The sequence below is a fragment of the Paraclostridium dentum genome (assembly GCF_012922555.1).
GTDB classification, from domain to species: domain Bacteria; phylum Bacillota; class Clostridia; order Peptostreptococcales; family Peptostreptococcaceae; genus Paraclostridium; species Paraclostridium dentum.
Map to the genome: position 1 here is coordinate 23,644 of NZ_WIPK01000017.1, position 21,954 is coordinate 45,597.

Below are 21,954 nucleotides of genomic sequence, written 5' to 3' on the forward strand. Positions count from 1 at the left end.
AGACTTGCTAAATCCTTATATTTTAAATTTTGTCATAACTTTTATTATAAATATTTTATCGAAAAATGTCAATTTGCATCAATTTAAATTATAATAAAAAGCCCATTTAAAAAATGGGCTTTTTTATGTTTATCTTTTCTTTCTTTTTATCTTATTAGTTTTACTGTTTCTTTCGTTTTTTTCATTTCTATTATTTCTAGAGTTATTTTCTCTAGAGTCTTTATTTCCGCGTTTTCCTCGACTATCGTCTTTTTTATTTCCTCTTCCTGAAGATTTAGATGAAGAGTTTTTATTTTTGCTTTTATTGTTATTGTTATAATTTCTAGGATGTTCACCTCTAGGTTTTATTAAACATCTTGGCCCAAATCCTATTAAATCTTCTCTTCCAGCTTCAACTAATGCTGCATGAACTAATTCATAGTTTCTTGGAGCTCTATATTGAAGCAATGCTCTTTGCATAGCTTTTTCATGCTTAGACTTTGGAACATATACAGGTTTCATAGTTAACGGGTCTATACCTGTATAGAACATTGTAGTTGATAAAGTTCCTGGTGTTGGATAAAAATCTTGAACTTGTTCTGGTTGATATTTAGTGTCTCTTAAATATTCAGCTAATTCTATTGCTGAGTTCAAAGTAGAACCTGGATGCGAAGACATTAAATACGGTATAATATATTGTTTTTTCCCAACTTTTTCACTTAACCTAAAGAATTTATCTCTAAATTTATCATAAGTGTTACCTGCTGGCTTTTGCATATGATCTAAAACTTCTTCAGCTATATGCTCTGGTGCAACTTTTAATTGTCCACTTACATGATGTTCAACAAGTTCTTTAAAGAACTTATCATTTTTATCTGCCATTACATAGTCATATCTTATTCCTGAACGTACAAACACCTTTTTAACTTTAGGTAAACTTCTTACTTTTCTTAAAAGTTCTAAGAAATCTGTGTGATCAACCTTTAAGTTTTTGCATGGTTCTGGGTGTAGACATTGTTTATTTTTACAAGCACCTTTAGTTATTTGCTTTTTACAAGCTGCATCTCTAAAGTTTGCTGTTGGTCCACCAACATCGTGTATATATCCTTTAAAATCATCTAGTTCAGTTATATATTTAGCTTCATCTAATATAGATTCATGGCTTCTACTTTGTACGGCTCTTCCTTGATGGAATGTTATAGCACAGAAAGAACAACTCCCAAAGCATCCTCTAGAACTTACGATTCCAAATTTAACTTCTTCTATCGCTGGTATTCCACCCATAGCTTTATAAATAGGATGATAATCCTTGGCATAAGGAAGTGCATAAACTGCATCTAGCTCTTCTCTATTTAATGGTTTTTCAGGTTTGTTTTGAACTAAATACTTATCTCCATGTCTTTGTATTATAACTTTACCTCTATATGGGTCTTGTTCATCATACTGAATTTTAAATGCTTTAGCATATTCTTCTTTACTTGAAGAAACATCTTTAAATGATGGTATCTCTACATAATCATCATATATTTCATCTTTGCTATCTGCTATATAACAAGTCCCATTTACATGTCTTATATACTTTGGTTCAAAACCATCATTTAATGCATTTGCAACTTCTACGATTTGTTTTTCACTCATACCGTAAACTAACAAATCAGCTTGACTATCTATAAGCATAGATTTTCTTACTCTATCACTCCAATAATCATAATGCGCAAATCTTCTTAAACTAGCTTCAATTCCACCTATTATTATTTTCGCATCTTTATATGCTTCTCTTATTTTATTACAGTAAACTATAACAGCTCTATCCGGTCTAAGCCCCATTTTAGCTCCTGGAGAATACATATCTTTATCTCTATGTTTTTTACTTACTGAGTAATGATTTACCATAGAGTCCATATTTCCAGAGTTAACTAAAAATCCTAGTCTAGGCTCTCCTAATTTCATAAAGTCTTCTGTTGTTTTCCAATCTGGTTGTGCTATTATTCCAACTTTAAATCCTGCGTTTTCTAAAACTCTAGATATTATAGCTGTACCAAAACTATGATGGTCTACGTAAGCATCTCCTGTTACTAATACGAAGTCTACCTGTTCCCATCCTCTATCTACCATATCTTGTTTGCATATTGGTAAAAATTTATTTGTCATTTAATCACCTACTTATATGTCATTTATATTTATTATTAACTACTTTTATTAACTCGAATCAAATTTTCTTCCTAAGTTTCTATTATACCATTAACTTAGCTAGTATTTGTATGATTTTTTATTTCCATCAAAAATTATGTTAAATTGGTTTTCTACCAGTTAATATAATTTACAAAAAGTGCTAATTATATTAACTAGCACTTTTAACTTTATCATCTTAATATTGTTTTAGTTTTTATATCATGTTTATTATCTCTGTACAGTTTATTAGATTTCAATAAATATAAGTATACGCTTATCATAAGTATTCCTTTTATTATGCTAGTTATGGTTATGCTCCACCAAACTCCACTTAAACCTAAAATTTCTGGACTTGATAAAAAATATGCTATAGGGACCCTTGCCCCAGTTAATACAGTTACTACAATAGATGGTATATACGTTCTTCCTATACCCTTAAATGCTCCTGATGTTATTATCTCTACACACATAAATAACTGAGAATAACCTAATATTTTTAAATATTTTGTTCCTTCAACTATAGTTTCAGTTTCATTTATAAATATAGTAAATATGGATTTTCCTCCAAATATTAAAATTAATGTATTTAATATCCCTAGTAAACTAGCAATTATGAGAGTTATCTTGAACCCTTTATTTATTCGGTCGTATTTGTTTGCTCCATAGTTTTGTCCCGAAAAGCTACTAAACGCCACAGCTATCCCATCTGCAGTCATCCAAGAAATAGCTTCTATCTGAGCACCAACCTTTTGAGCTGCAATAGCTACTGGTCCCCACGATGCTACAATTACTCCAAGTAGCATTGAAAATATAGTAAACATACCACTTTGTATCGCTACTGGCATACCCAATTTAACTAATGCCTTATAATATTCAAAGTTAATATTCTTAAAAAACATAATTTTAAAATACTGGTCGTTTCGCTTTATAATCATTACTATAAAACACATTGTAACTACAACTTGAGAGAAAACTGTAGCTATAGCAGCTCCTGCTACCCCTAATTTAGGTATTGGTCCAAAACCTATTATAAGTAATGGATCTAATATAATATTAGTTATAAGTCCTATGGTATTTATTCTAAATGGAGTTTTACTATTACCCATTCCATTGAATATAGCTGTAAATATTGGGTTTATAAAATAAAATATCATTCCTATAGCTACTATAACAAGATACTCTTTAGACATCCTTATAACGTCTGCATCTCCAAGGTTAAAAAATCCTATTAGTCCATCCTTAAATACAAGCAATATTAAAGTATATAAAATAGCCAATATTATATTAACTTCTATCGCTGCTTTTATATACGACTTAGTGCTTTCAATATCATTTTTCCCCATACTTTGAGCTACTTGAACTTCTCCTCCAACTCTAGATATAGCTATAAGTGCCATTCCTAACCATGGAAAAAATCCTGCTGTACCTATTGCTGCAACAGCACTGCTTCCAGCCTTGCCTACCCAAATCATATCTATCATATTGTACGCCATTTGTATAAAAGAAGTACCCATTATAGGAAGTGCTAACTTTATTAGCTTTTCTGTAATTTTACCTTCTGTTAAATCTATCCTTTCTTTCATCCATACACCTCTTTTCTTAAAGAATTTTCTGACATTTAGTTATACATAATAATAATATCTATTAATTTATTTTTTTGCTATATTATTTTTTCTTTTAAATTACAAAAGCTTGATTATATAAAATATAATCAAGCTTTTTATTAAAGTGATTTGTACATTATTTCAAATTTATTTTTCATAACCTTATATTGACTTACCATTTCATTTAAGTGTTGGAATATACTTTTATCTAGGTGTTCATCTTTATATGAATGCAACAAATTATTTCCACCTTCTATTCCCATGTCAATAGCATTTATAGTATGTTTAATTAATTCTTTGTCATTATCTATAAACATATCCTTTAATTTTTCAAACATACTTGCCATTTCTCCAGCTACACCTAATGAAGTCGTAGGCTCTCCGCCAAGTTGCTTTATATATGAACTTACCTTTTCGTCCTGCTCTCTAAATATTACCATACTTTTTGTAAGTTCACTTTTTAATTCTTTATTTTCAGCTTTATCTTGATAAACTCTAAATGTATCTGCTCCCATATGAACGCCTCTTAAAAACTTATTTAGCTCTTTTATAAGTTCATCATGTTTATCCATAATTATCACCTCATCCTTAGTTTTCTACCAAAGATTTATATTATTCACATAAATTAAAATATATTATTTTCAAAGTGTCTACATCTATTTATCATAAATTCCATAGTATTTAAAAATTCATCAACTTCTTCAGTTGTGTTGTAAAGTCCTAAACTAGCTCTAACCATACCAGCTGCTTTACAATCTCTATTTAATAATTTTTGAGCTTCTGCGTCATCTATTCCAAGTAATCTTCTTACATAAGTGTGTGCACAAAACGCTCCTTGTCTTACAGCAATTCCTCTAATATATGATAATCTATCAGCTACTGAATCAAAATTTATACCGTCTACATTAAAAGTAATAACTCCTAATCTATCTTTGTCATTTGAGTCTCCATAAAGTACTACCCTATCAATATCTTCAAGGCCTTTTATAAGTCTATTTTTCAGTAATTCTTCATGTTCTTGAATTTTATCAAATCCGATTTCTTTTAGTTTATTCATAGCTGTATACATAGCTACAACGCCTAAATAGTTAGGAGTTCCAGCTTCAAATTTTGATGGTAATTCACTCCAATAAATATCATAGTCAAATACTAAGTCTACAGCTCCTCCACCTTTTAAAAATGGTTCTTTATCTTCTAAATCTTCTTTAAGTCCAACAACTACTCCAGTTCCATATGGTGCATACATTTTATGAGCAGATAATGCTAAAAAATCTATAGCATCATCATTTCCAGTTCCTTTCATATTAATTTCTCTATGAGGAGCTAATTGAGCTGCATCAACAATAATTTTTGCACCATACTTATGCGCTACCTTAGCTATATGATGTATTGGATTTACGTATCCTGTTACATTAGATGCTCCAGTTACACTTACAAACTTAACTTCACCTCTATTTTTAATTAATTGTTCTTCTATATCATCTACTTTTAATTTTCCTTCATTATCTACATCTATATAAATAACATTTGCATTATACCTCCATGGTAGGTCATTCGCATGATGTTCCATTCTTGTAGTAATAACTTTATCATATTTGCTATTTATCAACGCATTTGCTAACAAGTTTATCCCTTCGGTTGTATTTTTAGTAAATATTACAGTATATCGATCATCATCTTTTAAGTTAAAATATTCCTTAACATAATCTCTGCATTTTTCATAAACTCTGTTTGAATACTCTGATTTTGGCCCCTTACCTCTACCTATAGATCCATACATTTGCATATGTTTAAAAATTTCTCTGTCTACACATTTAAAAGGAGGTGTTGTCGCTCCATTGTCAAAGCATATAGGTGTTGCATATGCTCCATCTCCTAGTTTTATGGTTAAATCTACTCCATCAAACATAGGTCTATAATTGACTTCTTTTCTATACATTTATTTTCCCCCTAAAAAACAAATTTAAAAATATTTATATTAACTCTTCATTAATAGTATTCAAAATTAGTTCATAATGTGCTTTCATTCTATCTATTACATGTAAATTTTAAGCGTAAAAAGACTATCCTATACCCATTTATTCAATGGTTTTAGGATAGCCTATTTATAAAAAACTTTTAATTGTATCTTTTACATTATCTGATTCCATAATACTAGACATAACTGCGATATCATCACAGTAATTCAAAGTTTCTTTCACATTATTTGGTAAAATTCCTCCTAGTGCTATTAACTTTATATCATATCCATTTAATTCACTTTGAGCTTGCTTTAGTAAACTTATTCCTTTTGGCTTTAAATCAATTTTACACTTAGTTTCATATATATGTGAAAATATTAAATAAGAAACTGAATATTTTTTCACCTCAATAATCTCTTCTATACTATGTGTAGATACTCCAATAGTCTTTTCTTTATATTCGAGTTTATTTTTAAATTTATTAAACATATCAAACGACATGTGTATACCATCAGCATCTACTGAATTGAAAATTTCATAATTACCATTTATTATAATTTTAGTTTTTTTATTTACACGTTCTCTAGTTTTAAAATACAGGTTTTCTAACTCATCATTTTTCAAATCTTTTTCTCTTAATATAATATTTTCAACACCATTAAAAGATGCTTCTTCTAGTACTTCTAAATATCTTTTCTCATTACATAAATGTCTATTAGTTATAAGGTACATTGAAATCTTTCCCAGTCTTTAAATATTTGTTGATACCCTATATCATTAAGCATTTTTTTTATTTGTAATACGCTGCTTTCATCACTTATTTCAAATTGTTCTGTTCCCTCTCCATCTGATGAATGTCCGCCAACATTAGTAGATACTCCCGCACTTAGTTTTGTAACCCCAAGAGGAATTAAATTTTTTCTTAGACTTAAACTTTCTCTAGTAGATAAATTTATTCCTCCTTGATTATCAAATAATCTCATAACTATCATAACTTGTACTAAATCCTTATCACTAACTTCTATAAGATTTTCATAACAACCTTTAAAAGGTCTTATCCTAGGTATTGAGTATGACACATCAACTTGAGGATATTTATTTCTTATATATCTTCCATGCATCAAAGTAAAAAAAGTTTCTTCTCTAAAATCATTAAGTCCTAATAAAGCTCCTATAGATATACTTCTCATTCCAGATTTTGCAGCTCTCTCTGGTGCATCTAATCTATATTTATAATTAGATTTAGGTCCTTTTAAGTGAACATTTTTATATATTTTTTCATTGTATGTTTCTTGATATACAGTGATACCTTCAACCCCTTTTTCATACAGGTATCTATATTCATCCTCATCCATTGGATAAACCTCTATTGTTATAGATGGGAATATATCATTTAAAACAGAAACAGCATCTCCTATATATTTTACATCTGAATGGATTTTACTTTCTCCTGTTAAGAGTAATAAATGTTTAAATCCATCTTTAGATATAGCTAGTCCTTCATTGTATATCTCATCTGCATTTAATTTTTTTCTCTTTATATCAGAATCTATATTGTAACCACAGTATACGCATTTGTTTACACAAAAATTTGAAATATACATAGGTGTATATAAAAGTATAGTTTTTCCAAAGTATCTATTGGTTATTTCATTTGCCTTTTGGGCCATTAGTTCAAGATACTTAGTTGCTGTTTTTGATAGCAAATTTAATAAGTCATATTCATCTAAACTATCCTTTTGTAGACTTCTTAAAACATCTTCATCGCTTACATTTTTCAAATAAGACTCTATTTTAAAATCTTTATATGAATCTATAAATTTATAAAAACTCAATCCTAAACACCTACCTCGCTTAAAAATCCTGTTAAAGGTGATGATGCATTTGCATAATTTGTAACTCTACCAGCCTTAGCTAGATATGCTTCTCTTCCACCTTCAACAGCTAATTTAAATGCATTTGCCATTTTTATTGAATCTTGAGCACTAGATATTGCAGTATTCACTAGTACCGCAGCTGCTCCCATTTCCATAGCTTCCATAGCTTGTGAAGGCTTCCCTATTCCTGCATCAACGATTATAGGTATATCTATTTCATCAATCATAATTTTTATCATTTCTTTCATCTTAAGTCCTCTATTAGATCCAATTGGTGCTCCTAATGGCATAACTGCTGCTGCTCCAGCTTCTACAAGTTTTTTTCCTGCATATAAATCTGGTGTCATATACGGTAATACTATAAATCCTTCATCTGCCAAAATTTTAGTAGCTTTTATAGTTTCTTCGTTGTCTGGTAATAAATACTTAGAATCACTTATCACTTCTATTTTTATGAAATTTCCACATCCCATTTTTCTAGCTATCCTAGCAATTCTAACTGCTTCAACATGATTTGTTGCACCTGAAGTATTTGGTAGTATAGTCATTTTTTTTGGAATATGACTTATAATATTTTCATCTTTATTATCTAAATCAACTCTTCTTAATGCTACAGTTATAATCTCACTTTCACTTGATTCTATAACTTTTGGCAAAATCTCATTTGAGCCATATTTACCCGTTCCTATTAATAGTCTGCTGTTAAATTCATGTCCCCCTAATACTAATTTATCCATTTTTATCCCCCTCTATTTTATGTATTCTATCAATACCTTTGTAGCTAGATTGGCCATATGGTTTGCACAAATAGATACTCTAGGTGCCATAAGTCCATCCCCTTCTTTTGCTTCACTTACTTCATCTCCACATATAAAAAATTTATCTTTTATCTTTCTTGTTTTTATTATGTTAGAATCATAAAAACCTGCCATTCCAGATGATGAAATAAGGTATTTATTTTTCATATTCTTTAATACAAAACTTGCAATTTCAGCTTTGTATTTAGGACTATCAAATGCCTCCATTATAATATCTACATCCTCAAATTCATTTATATTTGATGAATCTATAATTTTATTTACAGTATCTATTTTTATAAATGGATTTATATTTTTTATATGATTTTTAATTGCATCGGTTTTGTACTTACCTATATCACTTATAAAGTATTGTTGCCTATTTAAGTTAGATGGTTCAACTACATCAAAGTCTGCTAATATTAGATGTCCTACTCCTATTCTTGCAAGTGATATAGCGATATTAGAACCAAGACCTCCAAGTCCTAAAACAACGACTTTACCTTTTTTCAAACTAGCATGGATATTTGGAGTATGCCTTGATACCATTAAACTTTCTAGCTCCTCAAATGTAGGAATTTCTCCTTTTTTTATTAATGTAACTCTATCTCCATCTTTTAAAAGTTTATTTTCTGAAATAGGATATCCATTTAATATAACTACATCTGCATTCTTTTTAAATCTGTCTTTTATAAAATTAATGCTTACTTCATTCTCATTCAAAATTTCTAAAGTTTCATTTATAAACAGTTTCACTTTAACCCCCTCCCACAAACCTTATAACTTCTACGATATCATCTGACTTTAATATATATGAGCTATATTGATGATTTTCAATGATATCTAGATTAACTTCTACAACAACATTATCAACTTTAAGTTTTAATTCCTCTAGTAAGTTTAAAATCGTAGTCCCAGGTTTTAAACAAATCTCTTTCCCATTTACCTTCATATATTCCTCCTTAAGCGCAAAAAAACGTCCTCTTTTTAGAGAACGCTTTCATATGCATCAAAAATAATGCTTACTTACTATATTAAGCTTCCCTACGCAAGAATTACCTTGATCAGGTTTTTAGGGTCTGAAAGTTACGGCTTTACTTCTCAACTATCCAATCATAGCTCCCCTAGCCTTTTATTCATTTTTACAAGTTGAGTATATCATAGTATTTTTTTATATTCAATAAAAAGTTAATACTTATATTTTTATGCATACTTTTATAATATGACAATAAAAATAGTATCTAGTTAATACTAGATACTATTTTTTCTCGTCTATTTTATTTTAAATCTTTAAACTTATCTTTAAATAAATCTCCTAATGATCCTAATGACTCTTCTACCTCTAAAAATTCAGAGTAATCTTCTTCAGGCTCTTTTGTAGCTTCTTTTAATGATACAACCATTCTCTTATCTTTATTTTTTATATCTATTATCATAACATCTATTATGTCTCCAACATTAACAACATTAGATACTTTCATAACTCTTTCTTCACTTAATTCAGATATTGGTAAGAATGCTTCTACTCCAAGCTTAACTTCTACAAAAGCTCCTCTTTCTATAAGTTTTAAAACTTTAACATTAACAATATCTCCAACTTGCATTTCTTCTTTTACAGAATTCCATGGATCATTGTTTATATCTTTTATAGCTAGTCCTACTTTTTTATTTTCTTTGTCTATTTTTATAACATATACATCTACTTCTTGTCCTTCTTTTACTACATCTTCAACTGATTCTACTCTATGCCAAGCTAATTCATTTATATGTGCTAATCCTTCTATTCCACCTAAATCTATGAATGCTCCATAGTTCATTATTTTACTTACTTTACCACTTCTTTTTTGGCCTATTTCAAGAGAGTTAAATAAATCCTCTTTAGCTTGCTTAAATCTTGCTCTTTCAGCTTCTCTCTCAGCCTTCATTTTTGCTCTTTTAGCTGCCTTTTCAACTTCTACTCTTTCATGAGCAACTTCTCTATGAGATGCAACTATTCTATTTCTTCTTAAATCCATTTCTATCATATAAACTTCTAAATCACGACCTACATATGCAGCTGTATTGTTTACAAATGTAACATCTATTTGAGATAACGGTATAAATACAGTTTCTGTTTTATAACTTGCAAATAGTCCTTTTTCAATGCTTCTTTCTACATGAACAGTTAATATAGTATGGTTATCTAAAGCTTCTTTTAGCTCTTTTCTAGTAGCTTCAATAACAGCTTTTTTAGCTGATAAATACATTGTTCCATCTTTACGATTTATCTTAGTTATTTCTCCACTTATTTCTTGTCCAACACTATACTTATCTTCTATTGTTTCATCTTTAGCTAATATAAGTTCAGATATAGATATAATTCCTTCAAATCCATAATTTAATTCTAAATGTAATTCATCATATAATACTTTAGTTATTTTTCCGCTTACTGTTTGACCTATTTTTATACTACTCATTTCTTTTTCTTGTTGCTCTAAAAGTTCTTGCATAGTTTGATTGTTCTCCATTAAACTTCATCCCTTCCTATGTAAACGTTTATATAATTTTTGTATTTAATCATATACTATTATATCACTAACGATATATTATTTGATATTATTAATTGTTTTTACTTTCCAAAAAAATATTCTTTTATATATTCTTCGTTAAAATTCACCACTAAATTTCCCGGGAAATTTACTTCTTCTAATATTTTTGTACAATTTTCAAAATTACCAACCTGATAGTATATATGTGCATCACTACCTAAAATAACCTTAACATCATGTTTTTTGCAAAGATTTAATAAAACTTTAGCATTTTCTATTGCTCCAACCCTAAAGCTATTAGTTCTTAATGAAGAGTTGTTTATCTCTAGTAAAGTATTAGTTTCCTTAGCTTTTACTACAACTTTTTCATAATCAACAGGATATCTACTATCGTCTAAATGTCCTATTATTTTTACCTCTTTATTTTCCATTACATTTAATACTGCTTTTGTATTTTCATGTATGTTTCCAGGATTTATGCACGGTGGATGGAAGCTAGCAATAACATAATCTAATTTTCCAACTACATCACTTGGAATATCTATATTACCATCAAAATCCATTATATTAGCTTCTATTCCTTTTAACACTTTAACTCCATTTATTTCTTCTTTTATAACGCCTAAATTTCCAAAATAAAAAGGATGTGTACTTCCAGGCATATTAGGAGCATGGTCTGATACACCTACATACTTTAGCCCTTTTAATTTGGCTTCATCTATATTCTCTTTAAGTGTGCTATATGCATGTCCGCTTGCAATAGTATGGCAGTGTAAATCTATAATTGCATTCATATTTAATCCTCCTATGTTTTAACTATCTCTTATTATTATATACCCTTTAGTTATATGTATATAATAAATTTATATAAATTTAAAGCTATGGTAAATTTTATTTACCATAGCTTTTTAAATTACTCATCTTTAGTTTTCGCAATTTCTACTGTTGGTTGCATTGAATGATCTATAGATAAAGTTTTTTTGTAAAATACACTAAAGCATATTATTGTTACAATTGCTGCAGTTATATCTGCAACTGGCTCTGCTGTTAATACACCTTGTAATTTATTTTCAAAGAATATTGGTAATATAAATATTAATGGTATCAATAATATTATCTTTCTAAGTAAAGCTAATATCATAGATATTTTTGCTTGACCTAAAGCAAGGAATGTCTGCTGACAAGCGATTTGTGCTCCAAATAGTAGTATTCCCGCAAAGTAAATTCTCATACTCCATACAGTTATTTCTACAAGTTGAGGATTACTATTAAATATAGATACAAATACTTGTGGGAATATCATTATAGCTCCCCACATTAAAGTTGTGTAAACTAAACAACTTACTAATAATAGTTTAAATGTTTTTCTAACTCTATCTAATTTATCAGCTCCATAGTTAAAACTTATTATAGGTTGTGCACCTTGCGTTAATCCCATCATAGGTAGTAATATTATTTGCATAACACTACTCATTATAGTCATTGCTCCTATAGCTAAATCTCCACCATATTTAGCAAGATTGTTATTCATAGATATAATTACTAAACTTTCAGTTGCTTGCATTATAAATGGTGATATTCCTAAAAGTAAAATAGGACCAATAACTTTTAAATTTGGAACTATATATTTCTTTCTTATCTTAAGGACACTTTTCTTTCCAACTAAGAATAATAAAACCCATACTGCAGAAACAAACTGTGCACTTATTGTTGCTAATGCCGCCCCTTTAACACCCATGTTAAATCCAAATATTAAAATCGGGTCTAGTACTATATTTATTATTGCTCCGATTAATACTGTTATCATACCTGTTTTTGCAAAACCTTGTGTATTTATAAAAGGATTCAGACCTAAACCAATTTGCACAAATAAAGTTCCTATAAGATATATACCAATATAATCATTTGCATATCCTATTGTATCTTTACTAGCTCCAAAAGCCCAAAGTATGTTTTCTTTAAAAATTAAAAGAGATATCGTTAATATAATTGCTATTATTACTAGTGTAGAAAAACTATTAGTCATTATTTTTTCTGCACCATCATTATCTTTTTCCCCCATTTTTATGGCAGCTAATGGAGCTCCCCCCATACCTACTAATGCACTAAATGCTGATACAATCATTATTATTGGAAATGCTACTCCAACACCAGCCATTGCAAGCTCGCCATTAGGCATTCTACCTATGAAAATTCTATCAACTATATTGTATAAAACATTAACTAGCTGAGCTATTATAGCAGGTAAAGCTAATTGGAATAATAATTTTCCAACACTACCTTTACCTAAATCTGTCGCTTGTTTCCCCATAATCGACCTCCATTTTTAAATTTATTATTTTATATAATATCATATTCATTAACAAACTTAAATATTTAACTTTAAAATATTTAAGTTTGTTAACATATTTACTATACGTTAATATTTTCCAAGTATATATATACCTATTTTATAGTTTATCAAACAATGATATATTATGATATTTTTCTTTTTCACAGTCTAATAAATTAGACATAGTTACACCAATTAATCTAATTTGCTTTTCTTTATTTTTAACTTTCTCAATTAAAATATTTGTATTTTTGAATATATCGTCATATGTATATATTGGAGATTCTAATGTTCTTCTTTTTGTAACCTGTTTAAAATCTGCATATTTTATTTTAATAGTTATAGTCTTTCCACATTTATTAATATAATTTAATCTCTTACATACATCTTTTACAACATCTTTTATATGTTCATTTAATTCATCTGAGTCAAAGTATACATTTGAAATAAAAGTACTTTCTGCTCCTACAGATTTTCTCTCTCTACTAATTTGAACCGGCCTATTATCTATTCCTCTAGCAAAGTTATACATATCATAGCCTTTTTTCTTAAATACCTGTTCTAATTGAAGTAAGCTCATATTCCTTAAATCATATCCTTTTTTTATACCCATCATTTTTAAAGTTTTAGAAGTTACCTTCCCAATTCCAAAAAATTTATTAATAGGTAAATCATCTATAAATTCCTGAGCTTTATCTGGGGTTATAACTGTAAGTCCATTAGGTTTTTTATAATCTGATGCAATTTTAGCTAAAAATTTATTATAAGATACTCCTGCAGAAGCTGTTATTCCTATTTCATTTTTTATATCTTCTTTTATTTGTTTTGCAATTGTAGTAGCATATTTTATTTCTTTTTTATTTATACTTACATCTAAGTATGCCTCATCTAAAGATAAAGGCTCTATTATATCTGTATATCTTTTAAATATTTCTCTTATTTGATACGATATTTTTTGATATACTTCAAATCTTGGAGGTACAAAAACTGCATGAGGACAACGTACATAAGCTACACTAGATGGCATAGCTGAGTGTATCCCAAATATTCTCGCCTCATATGAGCATGTAGCAACTACTCCTCTTCCTTCCGGACTTCCTCCTACTATAACAGGTCTTCCCTTTAACCTAGGATTATCTCTTTGCTCTACAGATGCATAAAATGCATCCATATCTATATGAATTATTTTTCTTTCACTATCCACTAAAACACCTCCTTACCGAAATATTCATAAAAAAACCGCATTGTAATTTTACAATACGGTTATATATCTGTAATTAATTTTGATATAAGTTAGCTGATGGATATTCTGGATCAGAAGTTGTATCTACTCCTAATTTTCTAAATGTTTGTTCATCATTTAAACTTAACATAGTAGTTGAATGTGCTTGAGCACCTTTTAACATACTTAATTTTTCCATAGCTGCTTGAGCTGTTGGATTTGTAACTGCACATATACTTAATGCTGTTAAAATTTCTTCACAACTTAAAGCAACATTTCTATTACCTAAAGTATTCGCTTTTAAGTTTATAATTGGTTCTAAAACTACAGGTGATATTAAGTGCATATCATCATTTATATTTGCAAAATGTTTTATAGCATTTAAAACTGCTGCAGCTGTTGCATTCATAGTTTCTGAAGCTTTTCCTGTAAGTATAGTTCCATCATTAAGTTCTAATGCAACTACTGGACATATATCGTTAGGAGTATTTGAAACTTCCTTTAATTTAGCACTATATTCTCTAGCTGGGATTACAACTTTTCTATCTTCTGGCTTTAAATTTAATTCTTCCATTATAAGTTTAATTCTATCGTAAGCACCTTTATCAACTTGTCCTTTTTTATATTCACAAGCTGTTTTGAAGTATCTTCTTATTATCTCTTGTCTTGAAGCTTCTTGAACTACTTCATCATCAACTATTCCATATCCTACTCTGTTAACACCCATATCTGTTGGAGATTGGTAAACAGATTCTTTTCCTGTTATTTTTTCTATTATTTTCTTTAAAACAGGGAATAATTCTAAATCTCTATTATAGTTAACTGACATTTGTCCATATTTTTCAAGGTGGAATGAATCTATCATGTTAACATCTTTTAAATCTACTGTTGCAGCTTCATATGCTATATTTAAAGGATGTTTTAATGGCACATTCCAAACTGGGAATGTTTCAAATTTAGAATATCCAACTTCATTTCCTCTTTTGTTTTCATGGTATAACTGACTTAAACAAGTTCCTAACTTTCCGCTATTTGGACCCGGTGCTGTTACTACTACTATAGGTTTAGTTGTTTCTATATATGGGTTAGCTCCATATCCTTCATCACTAACTATAGTATCTACATCACTTGGGTATCCTTTTGTTGGAGCATGTTTATATACCTTTATACCTCTACGCTCTAATTTATTTATAAAAACTGTTGTTGCAGGTTGTCCTTCAAATCTTGTTATAACAACACTGTTAACATCTAGTTCATATGCTCTTAAATCATCTATTAATCTTAAAACTTCCATATCATAAGTGATACCAAAGTCTCCTCTTATTTTATTTCTTTCTATGTCACCTGCATAAACACATATCACAACTTCTAGTTTATCTTTTAAGTTTTGTAATACTTTTATTTTTGCATTTTCATCAAATCCTGGTAAAACTCTTTTAGCGTGAAGATCAAACATTAACTTCCCACCGAATTCTAAGTATAACTTATCATAGTTATTAACTCTCTCTAAGATATATTTAGACTGCTCTTCTAAATACTTTTTGTGATCAAATCCTATTTTCATTGTTCTTCCTCCTAGATAAATTGTAAATTTAGTAGATATTTTTCAAAAAATAAATTAAAATTAAATTAAATAAATAAAAAAATAATATAAATAGATTATAGTCTTAAATTTTCACGTATCCATTTCATATCATATATAACTATAACCCAATTTAAAGTAAAATAATATCATAAATTTTTATATTTTTCTAGTGTATTTTCTAAAATCAATAAAAAAAAACTAACTCCAAATGAGTTAGTTTAATCAAAATATCTACTAAATGTTTAATCTATTTATCTTAGGACTTACTATTCTAAATCATTTAAGAACTATTTGCAATATGTTTTTTTAATTTCTATTTAAATTTTCAGTATATTTTTTCCAGCTTGACTCAATAATATATTTATATTGTAGTGGGAGGTGTTTTTTTGATTAAGTGTTTATCTACAAACTGCACTTTTAATAATAGCGGAGTATGCTCTGCGTCTGTAATTCATATAGAAGGGTTTGATGCTGACGTTACACCTGAGACTTACTGTAAAACATTTGTTGAAGCAGATAATTTTTCTAAAATGACAAGTTCCGTATGTGACAGTGAAACTTCTTCTAAAAATATAATTTGTAGTGCTTCTAATTGTACATACAACTTTAATGGTGCTTGTAAGTCTTCAGATGTTCAGATCAACTCTTTAAATAATACTTGTGAAACATTTATAAAAAGATATTTTAATAGTAATTATGAATATTAATTAAAGGCACCTGTCATAGGTGCCTTTAATATTTGTGCACTAATTTGTCCCTAATTTAATAATATATTATTAATCATTTTATATATTAGGGGTGAATTCAGTTGATAGAGTCGTTAATTTTAGTTTCTTCTTTATGTATAGATACTTTTGTAGCTAGTATAGCTTATGGGACCGATAGAATAAAAATCCCTTTTTATTCTAATTTAGTAATAAATTTAGTTTGTTCCTTGTTTCTTGGGATAGCTTTAGCTCTTGGTGGATTTTTAAAAGATTTTTTATCTCCAAATACGGCAAGTGTTTTAAGTTTTGCATTATTACTATCACTTGGTTTTTTTAGACTATTTGAATCTTTTTTTAAAACCTATGTTAGAAAATTTTCTAGTGCAGGCGCACCTTTGACTTTTAAAGTATTTGACTTTAAATTTGTTTTAGAGATTTATGCTAATGAAACTAAGGCTGATTATGACAAGTCCAAAACTCTTACACTTAAAGAAGCTGTATATTTAGCTGTCGCGCTTTCATTAGATAGTTTAGCTGTTGGATTCGGTAGTAGTTTGGTATCAATAAATCATTTACAAGTTGTTATACTATCTTTCGTTATAGGAACTTGCTGCCTTTTTATAGGCGTTCGTATAGGTAAAAAATTTATAGAGAAAGTAGATTTAAATCTTTCTTGGCTTTCTGGATTAATGCTTATTGTTTTAGCATTCATTCGTTTTATATAAAAAGAGAAGCATAGTGCTTCTCTTTTTATTTTTATGCAAAATCTATTTCATCAAAACTAAAATCTTCATCTTCATTAGTTTCTTCTAATTCTTTCTTTATCATATTTCCTTCATATACTTTAAAGAACGGATAATATGTAACTATACTTATTAATACTAATGCACATACAAATATAACATTTCTAATATCCATAGATGATAAGTATGCTTGTGCAAAGAATGGTGTAAATGATGGATCTACTATATACCCACAAGTTATAAAGCCTATCTTTTGTGCAAAATAAGTAAGTGATACTGATATAATCGGAGTTATTATAAATGGTATAGCAAGTATAGGATTAAATACTATAGGTCCTCCAAATATTATAGGTTCGTTTATTCCACATATACCAGGTACAATAGATAGTCTACCTAATGATTTTAAGTGTGTAGATTTACTTTTAGCCATTAAAATAGCTAATCCCAATGTATTTCCTGCTCCACCTAAAATTGCTATTCTAAACATTTGTAAGTTCATTAAAACATTAGGATCTTGTCCTGCTGCTACTAAATCTGAATTTAGACCTGTATTACTAAGGCCTAATGCAAATGCTATTGGAAATATTATAGATGTCCCATTTACTCCAAATAGCCATAAAAGATTACCAAAGGTAATAAGCATTAAATATCCCCATATATTATCAGCTACACTAAGAGCTGGAGTAAGTATGCTCATTATAGATTGAGGTAAGCTCATTCCTGTATTTGCTATTATAATTACATTTAAACCATATAATACAACTATGTTTAATAAAAGAGGTATTAATGTGTTTATAAAAGATGAAACAGCAGAAGGAACTGAACTAGGCAAGTTAAACTTCCAATTCATTTTATCTACTACCCTACTTATTTCAACCGACGCAATTCCTATTATAATAGCTACAAACAGTCCATCTGCCCCTAAAAATGACATTGGTATATTTCCATCATTGCTAGGTGCACAAATCATAAAAAATAGTGATGTTGATATAAGACCAGACATAGCTGCATTCATCTTGTAATTACTAGCTAACGTATACGCTATTGCAAATGCAGACATTAATCCAAGAAGACCCATCGTCATATCAAATGGAGCCGTTATAGTCGAATAATTTTCAACTGCAAATTCTTTCCATGATAATAAGAACTGTATGAATACATTACTGTTATTAGGATCAACCAACTCAGGGTTTATAGGAGGATTTGCTATTATTAAAAATAACGATCCAACTACTATTAGTGGTAATGTCATCATCATACCTGTTGAAATAGCATTTAAATGCCTTTGACTCCCAATTTTAGCTCCAATAGGAGATAATATTTTATCTAATTTATCTAAAAGCTTACTTTGTCCCATTTAAACAATCTCCCTTTTTATAAATTCTAGATTTTATTCTTGCCAAGGATTATATTGGAATGCACTTTCTACTGCATCTTCTGGTTTATATATCTCTAATATCTTTCCATATCTCTCTTTATAATCATTATCTACTTCCATTTGAGGTATAACTTTGCTAGCCTCATTTAAAAAATGGAATGAATCTCTTCCCATTTCTGCCCCTCTTACAGTATGCTTATCAAGTGCATAATCTGGAATTTCAGGTATTTTCCCCATTGCAAATCCCTTTATAACTATGTTTTTTAATAGATCACTCGAACGATCTTTTTGACATTTACATAAATATCTTATTGCATGTATAAAGTATATTGGTCTATCCCCATCTGCATAAGAAAACTGCTTTCTCATTTCATATAAATTATTGACTATAGTACAAGCCATAGGATCTCCCATACCTATATCCTCTACAGTTATAGTTAATAACCTTCTCCAAAGTTTCTCTTCCATTTGAGGTGATGTTATGTACATTTCATATGCAAACTCACAAGCTTGCTCCTCTAACCCTCTTCTTATTGATTTTTGAAGTGATGATATTACCTCATCTCCATTTAGCCCATTACGAGTTTTTATTCTTGCCCACGGGTCTTTTATAAATTTTTCAGCCATGATGTCTACCTCCATATATTTTTATTTATATTTTTTTTAAATTCATATATAATAGCCTTTGAGGTGGTTAAATATGAATTTTGAATATCTTCGTGATAAGTACCAACTATCTAAAATAGAACAAAATATTTTAAAATATCTATATGATAATATTGATAACTTGAAAAAAATAGGTATACGAAAAGTTGCTCAGGACAACTTTACTTCAACAACTATTATATATAAACTTTGTAAAAAACTAGGTTTTGAAGGTTACTCAGATATGATTTATAATATATCTTACTCTAGCAAGTCTAATGATACAGATACTAATGTAGATATATTTTCAAATGCATATAACCAACTAAACTTAAATTTAGTTCCTTTATCTAAAACACTAAAAGAATCTAAAAATAAATTAATAATGTTACTAGGAGTCGGATATTCTCAAATGATTGCAAATTATATGAGCGAGCGTTTTGTTATAAATGGATTTAAATGTATAGCCAATACTCATCTACAACTTTTAGATAAATCTAACTCTAAAGATGTTTTACTAATAGCTATATCAAATTCAGGTGAAAGCTCTAGTATATTAGATGTAGTTCAAACAGCTAAAAATAATGATATTAAAATAATTAGTTTTGTTGGTAATGAAAATTCTACGCTTGCTAAACTTTCTGATTTTCCTATAATTTTAAAAGGCTTTGAAAAATTTCCAAATTTAAAAAATCCACCTAATACATTCTTCTCTGAAGTTTTATTGTTATTTGAATGCATCATAAGTAACATTGATTAATTTTGTATTAAAGTAATATTAATATTTTTTTTAGTTTTTTTAAATATTTTTTAAGTGTTTAGAAAAAAGTTTTCAAATAAAAAACATTTTATTAAAAAAGTTCTTAATTTTAGGACTTTTTTATTTGCACTTTTACATATATATTCATAAAATTATGACCATAATTTATAATATAGTTAGAATTAATGACCTTATTATGATATTATTAATAGGTTGTCTTAAATTAAATTAGCAATATTTTGAGAGGTAAATAATATGAATTTTAAAGAATTAGGAATTAATGATAATACGATAGAAAAATTAAAAATAATGGGAATAACTAACCCTACTCCTATTCAAGAGGAAAGTATTGGACTTATAAAATCTGGTAATGACATAATCGCTGAAGCTCAAACAGGTACTGGTAAAACTTTAGCATTTTTACTACCTATATTAGAAAATATTTCGCCTGAACTTGAACATGTGCAAGCTTTAATCGTTTCTCCTACTAGAGAACTTGCTATACAAATAACAAAAGAAGCAGAAAAACTTTGTGAAGATACTGATATAAATTTATTAGCAATGTATGGTGGAAAAGATATAGGCGCGCAATTAAAAAAATTAAAAAAGAATATTCACTTAGTTATAGCTACTCCTGGTAGATTGTTAGACCATATAGAGAGAGAAACTATTAACCTTAGTAAATTAAAAGTAATAGTTTTAGATGAAGCAGATCAAATGCTATTTATGGGATTTAGGATTGAAGTTGAAACAATACTTAGACAAACTCCTAAAAATCGTCAAATGCTTTGTTTCTCTGCAACAATGGATTCTGCTGTTAAGAAATTAGCATATAAATATATGAATAATCCTTCTGTAGTTAGTGTTCAAAAGGAAGAGATAACTCTTACTAATATAAAGCAAAATGTAGTTGAAACTACAGATAGAGGAAAGCAAGATGCTCTATGTTCTGTACTTGATTCTGATAATCCATTTATGGGAATAATTTTCTGTAGAACTAAAGCTAGAGTTGATAAACTTGAAGAGGTCTTACACAGAAGAAAGTACAACTGTGCTAAACTTCATAGTGATATAAAACAATCTCATAGAGAACGAATAATGAAATCATTTAGAAATGCAGATATTCAATATCTAATAGCAACAGATGTTGCATCAAGGGGACTGGACATAAGTGGCGTATCTCATGTATACAATTATGACATTCCCGAAAATGCTGAAACATATATCCATAGAATAGGAAGAACAGGAAGAGCTGGCGAAGAAGGTTACACTTGTATGTTCGTTGATCCTAAAGATCACAATACACTAAAAGAAATAGAGGAAGCTATCGAAATGGAAATTCCAAGAAGAGAAGTATAAAAAAAGAAGTGCAAAAGCACTTCTTTTTTATTTTACACAACAAAAAGTGGTTGATATTTAGTTTGCAACGCAGTGTTCATTTAAAGCCTCTTTTCTTATCCTTTATCTAATACCGTACAAGCGTAATTCTTCTTTATTTTACACAATAAAAAGTGGTTGATATTTAGTTTGTAGCGAAGTGGTCATTTAAAGCATCTTCTCAGCTTTATGACCCAAGCGCAAACTAAGTATCAACCACACTACAATTTCCGTAAAATAAAAAAGATTACGCGGCTACGTCCTACTCTCCCAGGCAGCTTCCCACC

General features: G+C 28.8%; 19 protein-coding genes, 1 pseudogene and 1 riboswitch. Of the genes and pseudogenes, 4 read left to right on the forward strand and 16 right to left on the reverse strand.

Annotation, left to right across the window (positions count from 1 at the left end):
- Nucleotides 1–129: 129 nt before the first annotated feature.
- The 14 genes and pseudogenes from GFJ41_RS16090 to GFJ41_RS16155 all read right to left on the reverse strand — a co-directional run bounded on the left by GFJ41_RS16090 (nt 130) and on the right by GFJ41_RS16155 (nt 16,036).
- A complete protein-coding gene (locus GFJ41_RS16090) occupies nt 130–2,130 on the reverse strand; it encodes a YgiQ family radical SAM protein (protein ID WP_170075863.1) in 2,001 nt (666 codons plus the stop codon).
- Between the two features lie 212 nt (nt 2,131–2,342).
- Nucleotides 2,343–3,743: pseudogene (locus GFJ41_RS16095) on the reverse strand (MATE family efflux transporter); the annotation flags it as partial.
- 131 nt (nt 3,744–3,874) lie between these two features.
- On the reverse strand, nt 3,875–4,327 hold the full coding sequence (locus GFJ41_RS16100) for a DUF2383 domain-containing protein (RefSeq protein WP_150841766.1): 453 nt from the start codon (nt 4,325–4,327) through the stop codon (nt 3,875–3,877).
- Nucleotides 4,328–4,380: 53 nt separating this feature from the next.
- A complete protein-coding gene (locus GFJ41_RS16105; RefSeq protein ID WP_035118719.1) occupies nt 4,381–5,694 on the reverse strand; it encodes an aminotransferase class V-fold PLP-dependent enzyme in 1,314 nt (437 codons plus the stop codon).
- Nucleotides 5,695–5,860: 166 nt separating this feature from the next.
- On the reverse strand, nt 5,861–6,448 hold the full coding sequence (locus tag GFJ41_RS16110) for a thiamine phosphate synthase (protein WP_035118717.1): 588 nt from the start codon (nt 6,446–6,448) through the stop codon (nt 5,861–5,863).
- Nucleotides 6,436–7,551 carry a 2-iminoacetate synthase ThiH gene (gene thiH, locus GFJ41_RS16115; protein ID WP_035118715.1) on the reverse strand — a complete coding sequence of 372 codons (1,116 nt, stop codon included), beginning with the start codon at nt 7,549–7,551 and terminating at the stop codon, nt 6,436–6,438. Before thiH ends, GFJ41_RS16110 begins: the two co-directional genes overlap by 13 nt.
- 2 nt (nt 7,552–7,553) lie before the next feature.
- Complete coding sequence (locus tag GFJ41_RS16120) at nt 7,554–8,330, reverse strand: thiazole synthase (protein ID WP_021428542.1); 777 nt, start codon at nt 8,328–8,330, stop codon at nt 7,554–7,556.
- Between the two features lie 12 nt (nt 8,331–8,342).
- Nucleotides 8,343–9,146: a sulfur carrier protein ThiS adenylyltransferase ThiF gene (gene thiF, locus GFJ41_RS16125; protein ID WP_170075865.1), complete on the reverse strand. Its 804-nt coding sequence runs from the start codon at nt 9,144–9,146 to the stop codon at nt 8,343–8,345.
- A 1-nt stretch (nt 9,147) separates the two neighbouring features.
- Complete coding sequence (gene thiS / locus GFJ41_RS16130) at nt 9,148–9,342, reverse strand: sulfur carrier protein ThiS (RefSeq protein WP_170075866.1); 195 nt, start codon at nt 9,340–9,342, stop codon at nt 9,148–9,150.
- A gap of 72 nt (nt 9,343–9,414) precedes the next feature.
- A riboswitch (TPP riboswitch) is annotated at nt 9,415–9,526 on the reverse strand.
- A 141-nt stretch (nt 9,527–9,667) separates the two neighbouring features.
- Entirely contained in the window at nt 9,668–10,897 is a 1,230-nt protein-coding gene (locus GFJ41_RS16135) for a 30S ribosomal protein S1 (protein WP_053833154.1), read from the reverse strand.
- A 101-nt stretch (nt 10,898–10,998) separates the two neighbouring features.
- A complete protein-coding gene (locus tag GFJ41_RS16140) occupies nt 10,999–11,712 on the reverse strand; it encodes a phosphatase (protein ID WP_085283688.1) in 714 nt (237 codons plus the stop codon).
- Nucleotides 11,713–11,831: 119 nt separating this feature from the next.
- Nucleotides 11,832–13,229, reverse strand: coding sequence for an MATE family efflux transporter (locus tag GFJ41_RS16145; RefSeq protein ID WP_035118705.1), 1,398 nt, complete (start codon nt 13,227–13,229; stop codon nt 11,832–11,834).
- A gap of 139 nt (nt 13,230–13,368) precedes the next feature.
- Nucleotides 13,369–14,454, reverse strand: coding sequence for a DNA polymerase IV (gene dinB, locus GFJ41_RS16150; protein WP_035118703.1), 1,086 nt, complete (start codon nt 14,452–14,454; stop codon nt 13,369–13,371).
- A 73-nt stretch (nt 14,455–14,527) separates the two neighbouring features.
- On the reverse strand, nt 14,528–16,036 hold the full coding sequence (locus GFJ41_RS16155; protein ID WP_021428561.1) for a DUF1846 domain-containing protein: 1,509 nt from the start codon (nt 16,034–16,036) through the stop codon (nt 14,528–14,530).
- A gap of 407 nt (nt 16,037–16,443) precedes the next feature.
- Between GFJ41_RS16155 and GFJ41_RS16160 the strand changes: the two genes are divergently transcribed.
- The gene (locus GFJ41_RS16160) at nt 16,444–16,764 is read left to right on the forward strand and encodes a DUF1540 domain-containing protein (protein WP_052169320.1); all 321 of its coding nucleotides are present in this window, start codon (nt 16,444–16,446) and stop codon (nt 16,762–16,764) included.
- A gap of 101 nt (nt 16,765–16,865) precedes the next feature.
- The gene (ytaF, locus tag GFJ41_RS16165; protein WP_053833158.1) at nt 16,866–17,489 is read left to right on the forward strand and encodes a sporulation membrane protein YtaF; all 624 of its coding nucleotides are present in this window, start codon (nt 16,866–16,868) and stop codon (nt 17,487–17,489) included.
- 31 nt (nt 17,490–17,520) lie between these two features.
- Here the strand turns inward: ytaF and GFJ41_RS16170 are convergent, their stop codons facing one another.
- Nucleotides 17,521–18,864, reverse strand: coding sequence for a PTS sugar transporter subunit IIC (locus tag GFJ41_RS16170; protein WP_170075867.1), 1,344 nt, complete (start codon nt 18,862–18,864; stop codon nt 17,521–17,523).
- A 33-nt stretch (nt 18,865–18,897) separates the two neighbouring features.
- The gene (locus tag GFJ41_RS16175; protein ID WP_024620020.1) at nt 18,898–19,512 is read right to left on the reverse strand and encodes an AAA family ATPase; all 615 of its coding nucleotides are present in this window, start codon (nt 19,510–19,512) and stop codon (nt 18,898–18,900) included.
- A 73-nt stretch (nt 19,513–19,585) separates the two neighbouring features.
- Between GFJ41_RS16175 and GFJ41_RS16180 the strand changes: the two genes are divergently transcribed.
- Nucleotides 19,586–20,290 carry a MurR/RpiR family transcriptional regulator gene (locus GFJ41_RS16180; RefSeq protein ID WP_024620021.1) on the forward strand — a complete coding sequence of 235 codons (705 nt, stop codon included), beginning with the start codon at nt 19,586–19,588 and terminating at the stop codon, nt 20,288–20,290.
- Nucleotides 20,291–20,545: 255 nt separating this feature from the next.
- Nucleotides 20,546–21,649 (forward strand): DEAD/DEAH box helicase, encoded by a 1,104-nt coding sequence (locus GFJ41_RS16185; protein WP_170075868.1) that lies wholly within the window; start codon nt 20,546–20,548, stop codon nt 21,647–21,649.
- Nucleotides 21,650–21,954 lie beyond the last annotated feature (305 nt).

Excerpts from the sequence above, each read along its gene's own strand:
- GFJ41_RS16090 (WP_170075863.1), bottom strand. The coding sequence starts at position 2,130 with ATGACAAATAAATTTTTACCAATATGCAAACAAGATATGGTAGATAGA.
- GFJ41_RS16100 (WP_150841766.1), bottom strand. The coding sequence starts at position 4,327 with ATGGATAAACATGATGAACTTATAAAAGAGCTAAATAAGTTTTTAAGA.
- GFJ41_RS16105 (WP_035118719.1), bottom strand. The coding sequence starts at position 5,694 with ATGTATAGAAAAGAAGTCAATTATAGACCTATGTTTGATGGAGTAGAT.
- GFJ41_RS16110 (WP_035118717.1), bottom strand. The coding sequence starts at position 6,448 with ATGTACCTTATAACTAATAGACATTTATGTAATGAGAAAAGATATTTA.
- GFJ41_RS16120 (WP_021428542.1), bottom strand. The coding sequence starts at position 8,330 with ATGGATAAATTAGTATTAGGGGGACATGAATTTAACAGCAGACTATTA.
- thiS (WP_170075866.1), bottom strand. The coding sequence starts at position 9,342 with ATGAAGGTAAATGGGAAAGAGATTTGTTTAAAACCTGGGACTACGATT.
- GFJ41_RS16135 (WP_053833154.1), bottom strand. The coding sequence starts at position 10,897 with ATGGAGAACAATCAAACTATGCAAGAACTTTTAGAGCAACAAGAAAAA.
- GFJ41_RS16140 (WP_085283688.1), bottom strand. The coding sequence starts at position 11,712 with ATGAATGCAATTATAGATTTACACTGCCATACTATTGCAAGCGGACAT.
- GFJ41_RS16145 (WP_035118705.1), bottom strand. The coding sequence starts at position 13,229 with ATGGGGAAACAAGCGACAGATTTAGGTAAAGGTAGTGTTGGAAAATTA.
- GFJ41_RS16155 (WP_021428561.1), bottom strand. The coding sequence starts at position 16,036 with ATGAAAATAGGATTTGATCACAAAAAGTATTTAGAAGAGCAGTCTAAA.
- GFJ41_RS16170 (WP_170075867.1), bottom strand. The coding sequence starts at position 18,864 with ATGGGACAAAGTAAGCTTTTAGATAAATTAGATAAAATATTATCTCCT.
- GFJ41_RS16175 (WP_024620020.1), bottom strand. The coding sequence starts at position 19,512 with ATGGCTGAAAAATTTATAAAAGACCCGTGGGCAAGAATAAAAACTCGT.
- GFJ41_RS16180 (WP_024620021.1), top strand. The coding sequence starts at position 19,586 with ATGAATTTTGAATATCTTCGTGATAAGTACCAACTATCTAAAATAGAA.
- GFJ41_RS16185 (WP_170075868.1), top strand. The coding sequence starts at position 20,546 with ATGAATTTTAAAGAATTAGGAATTAATGATAATACGATAGAAAAATTA.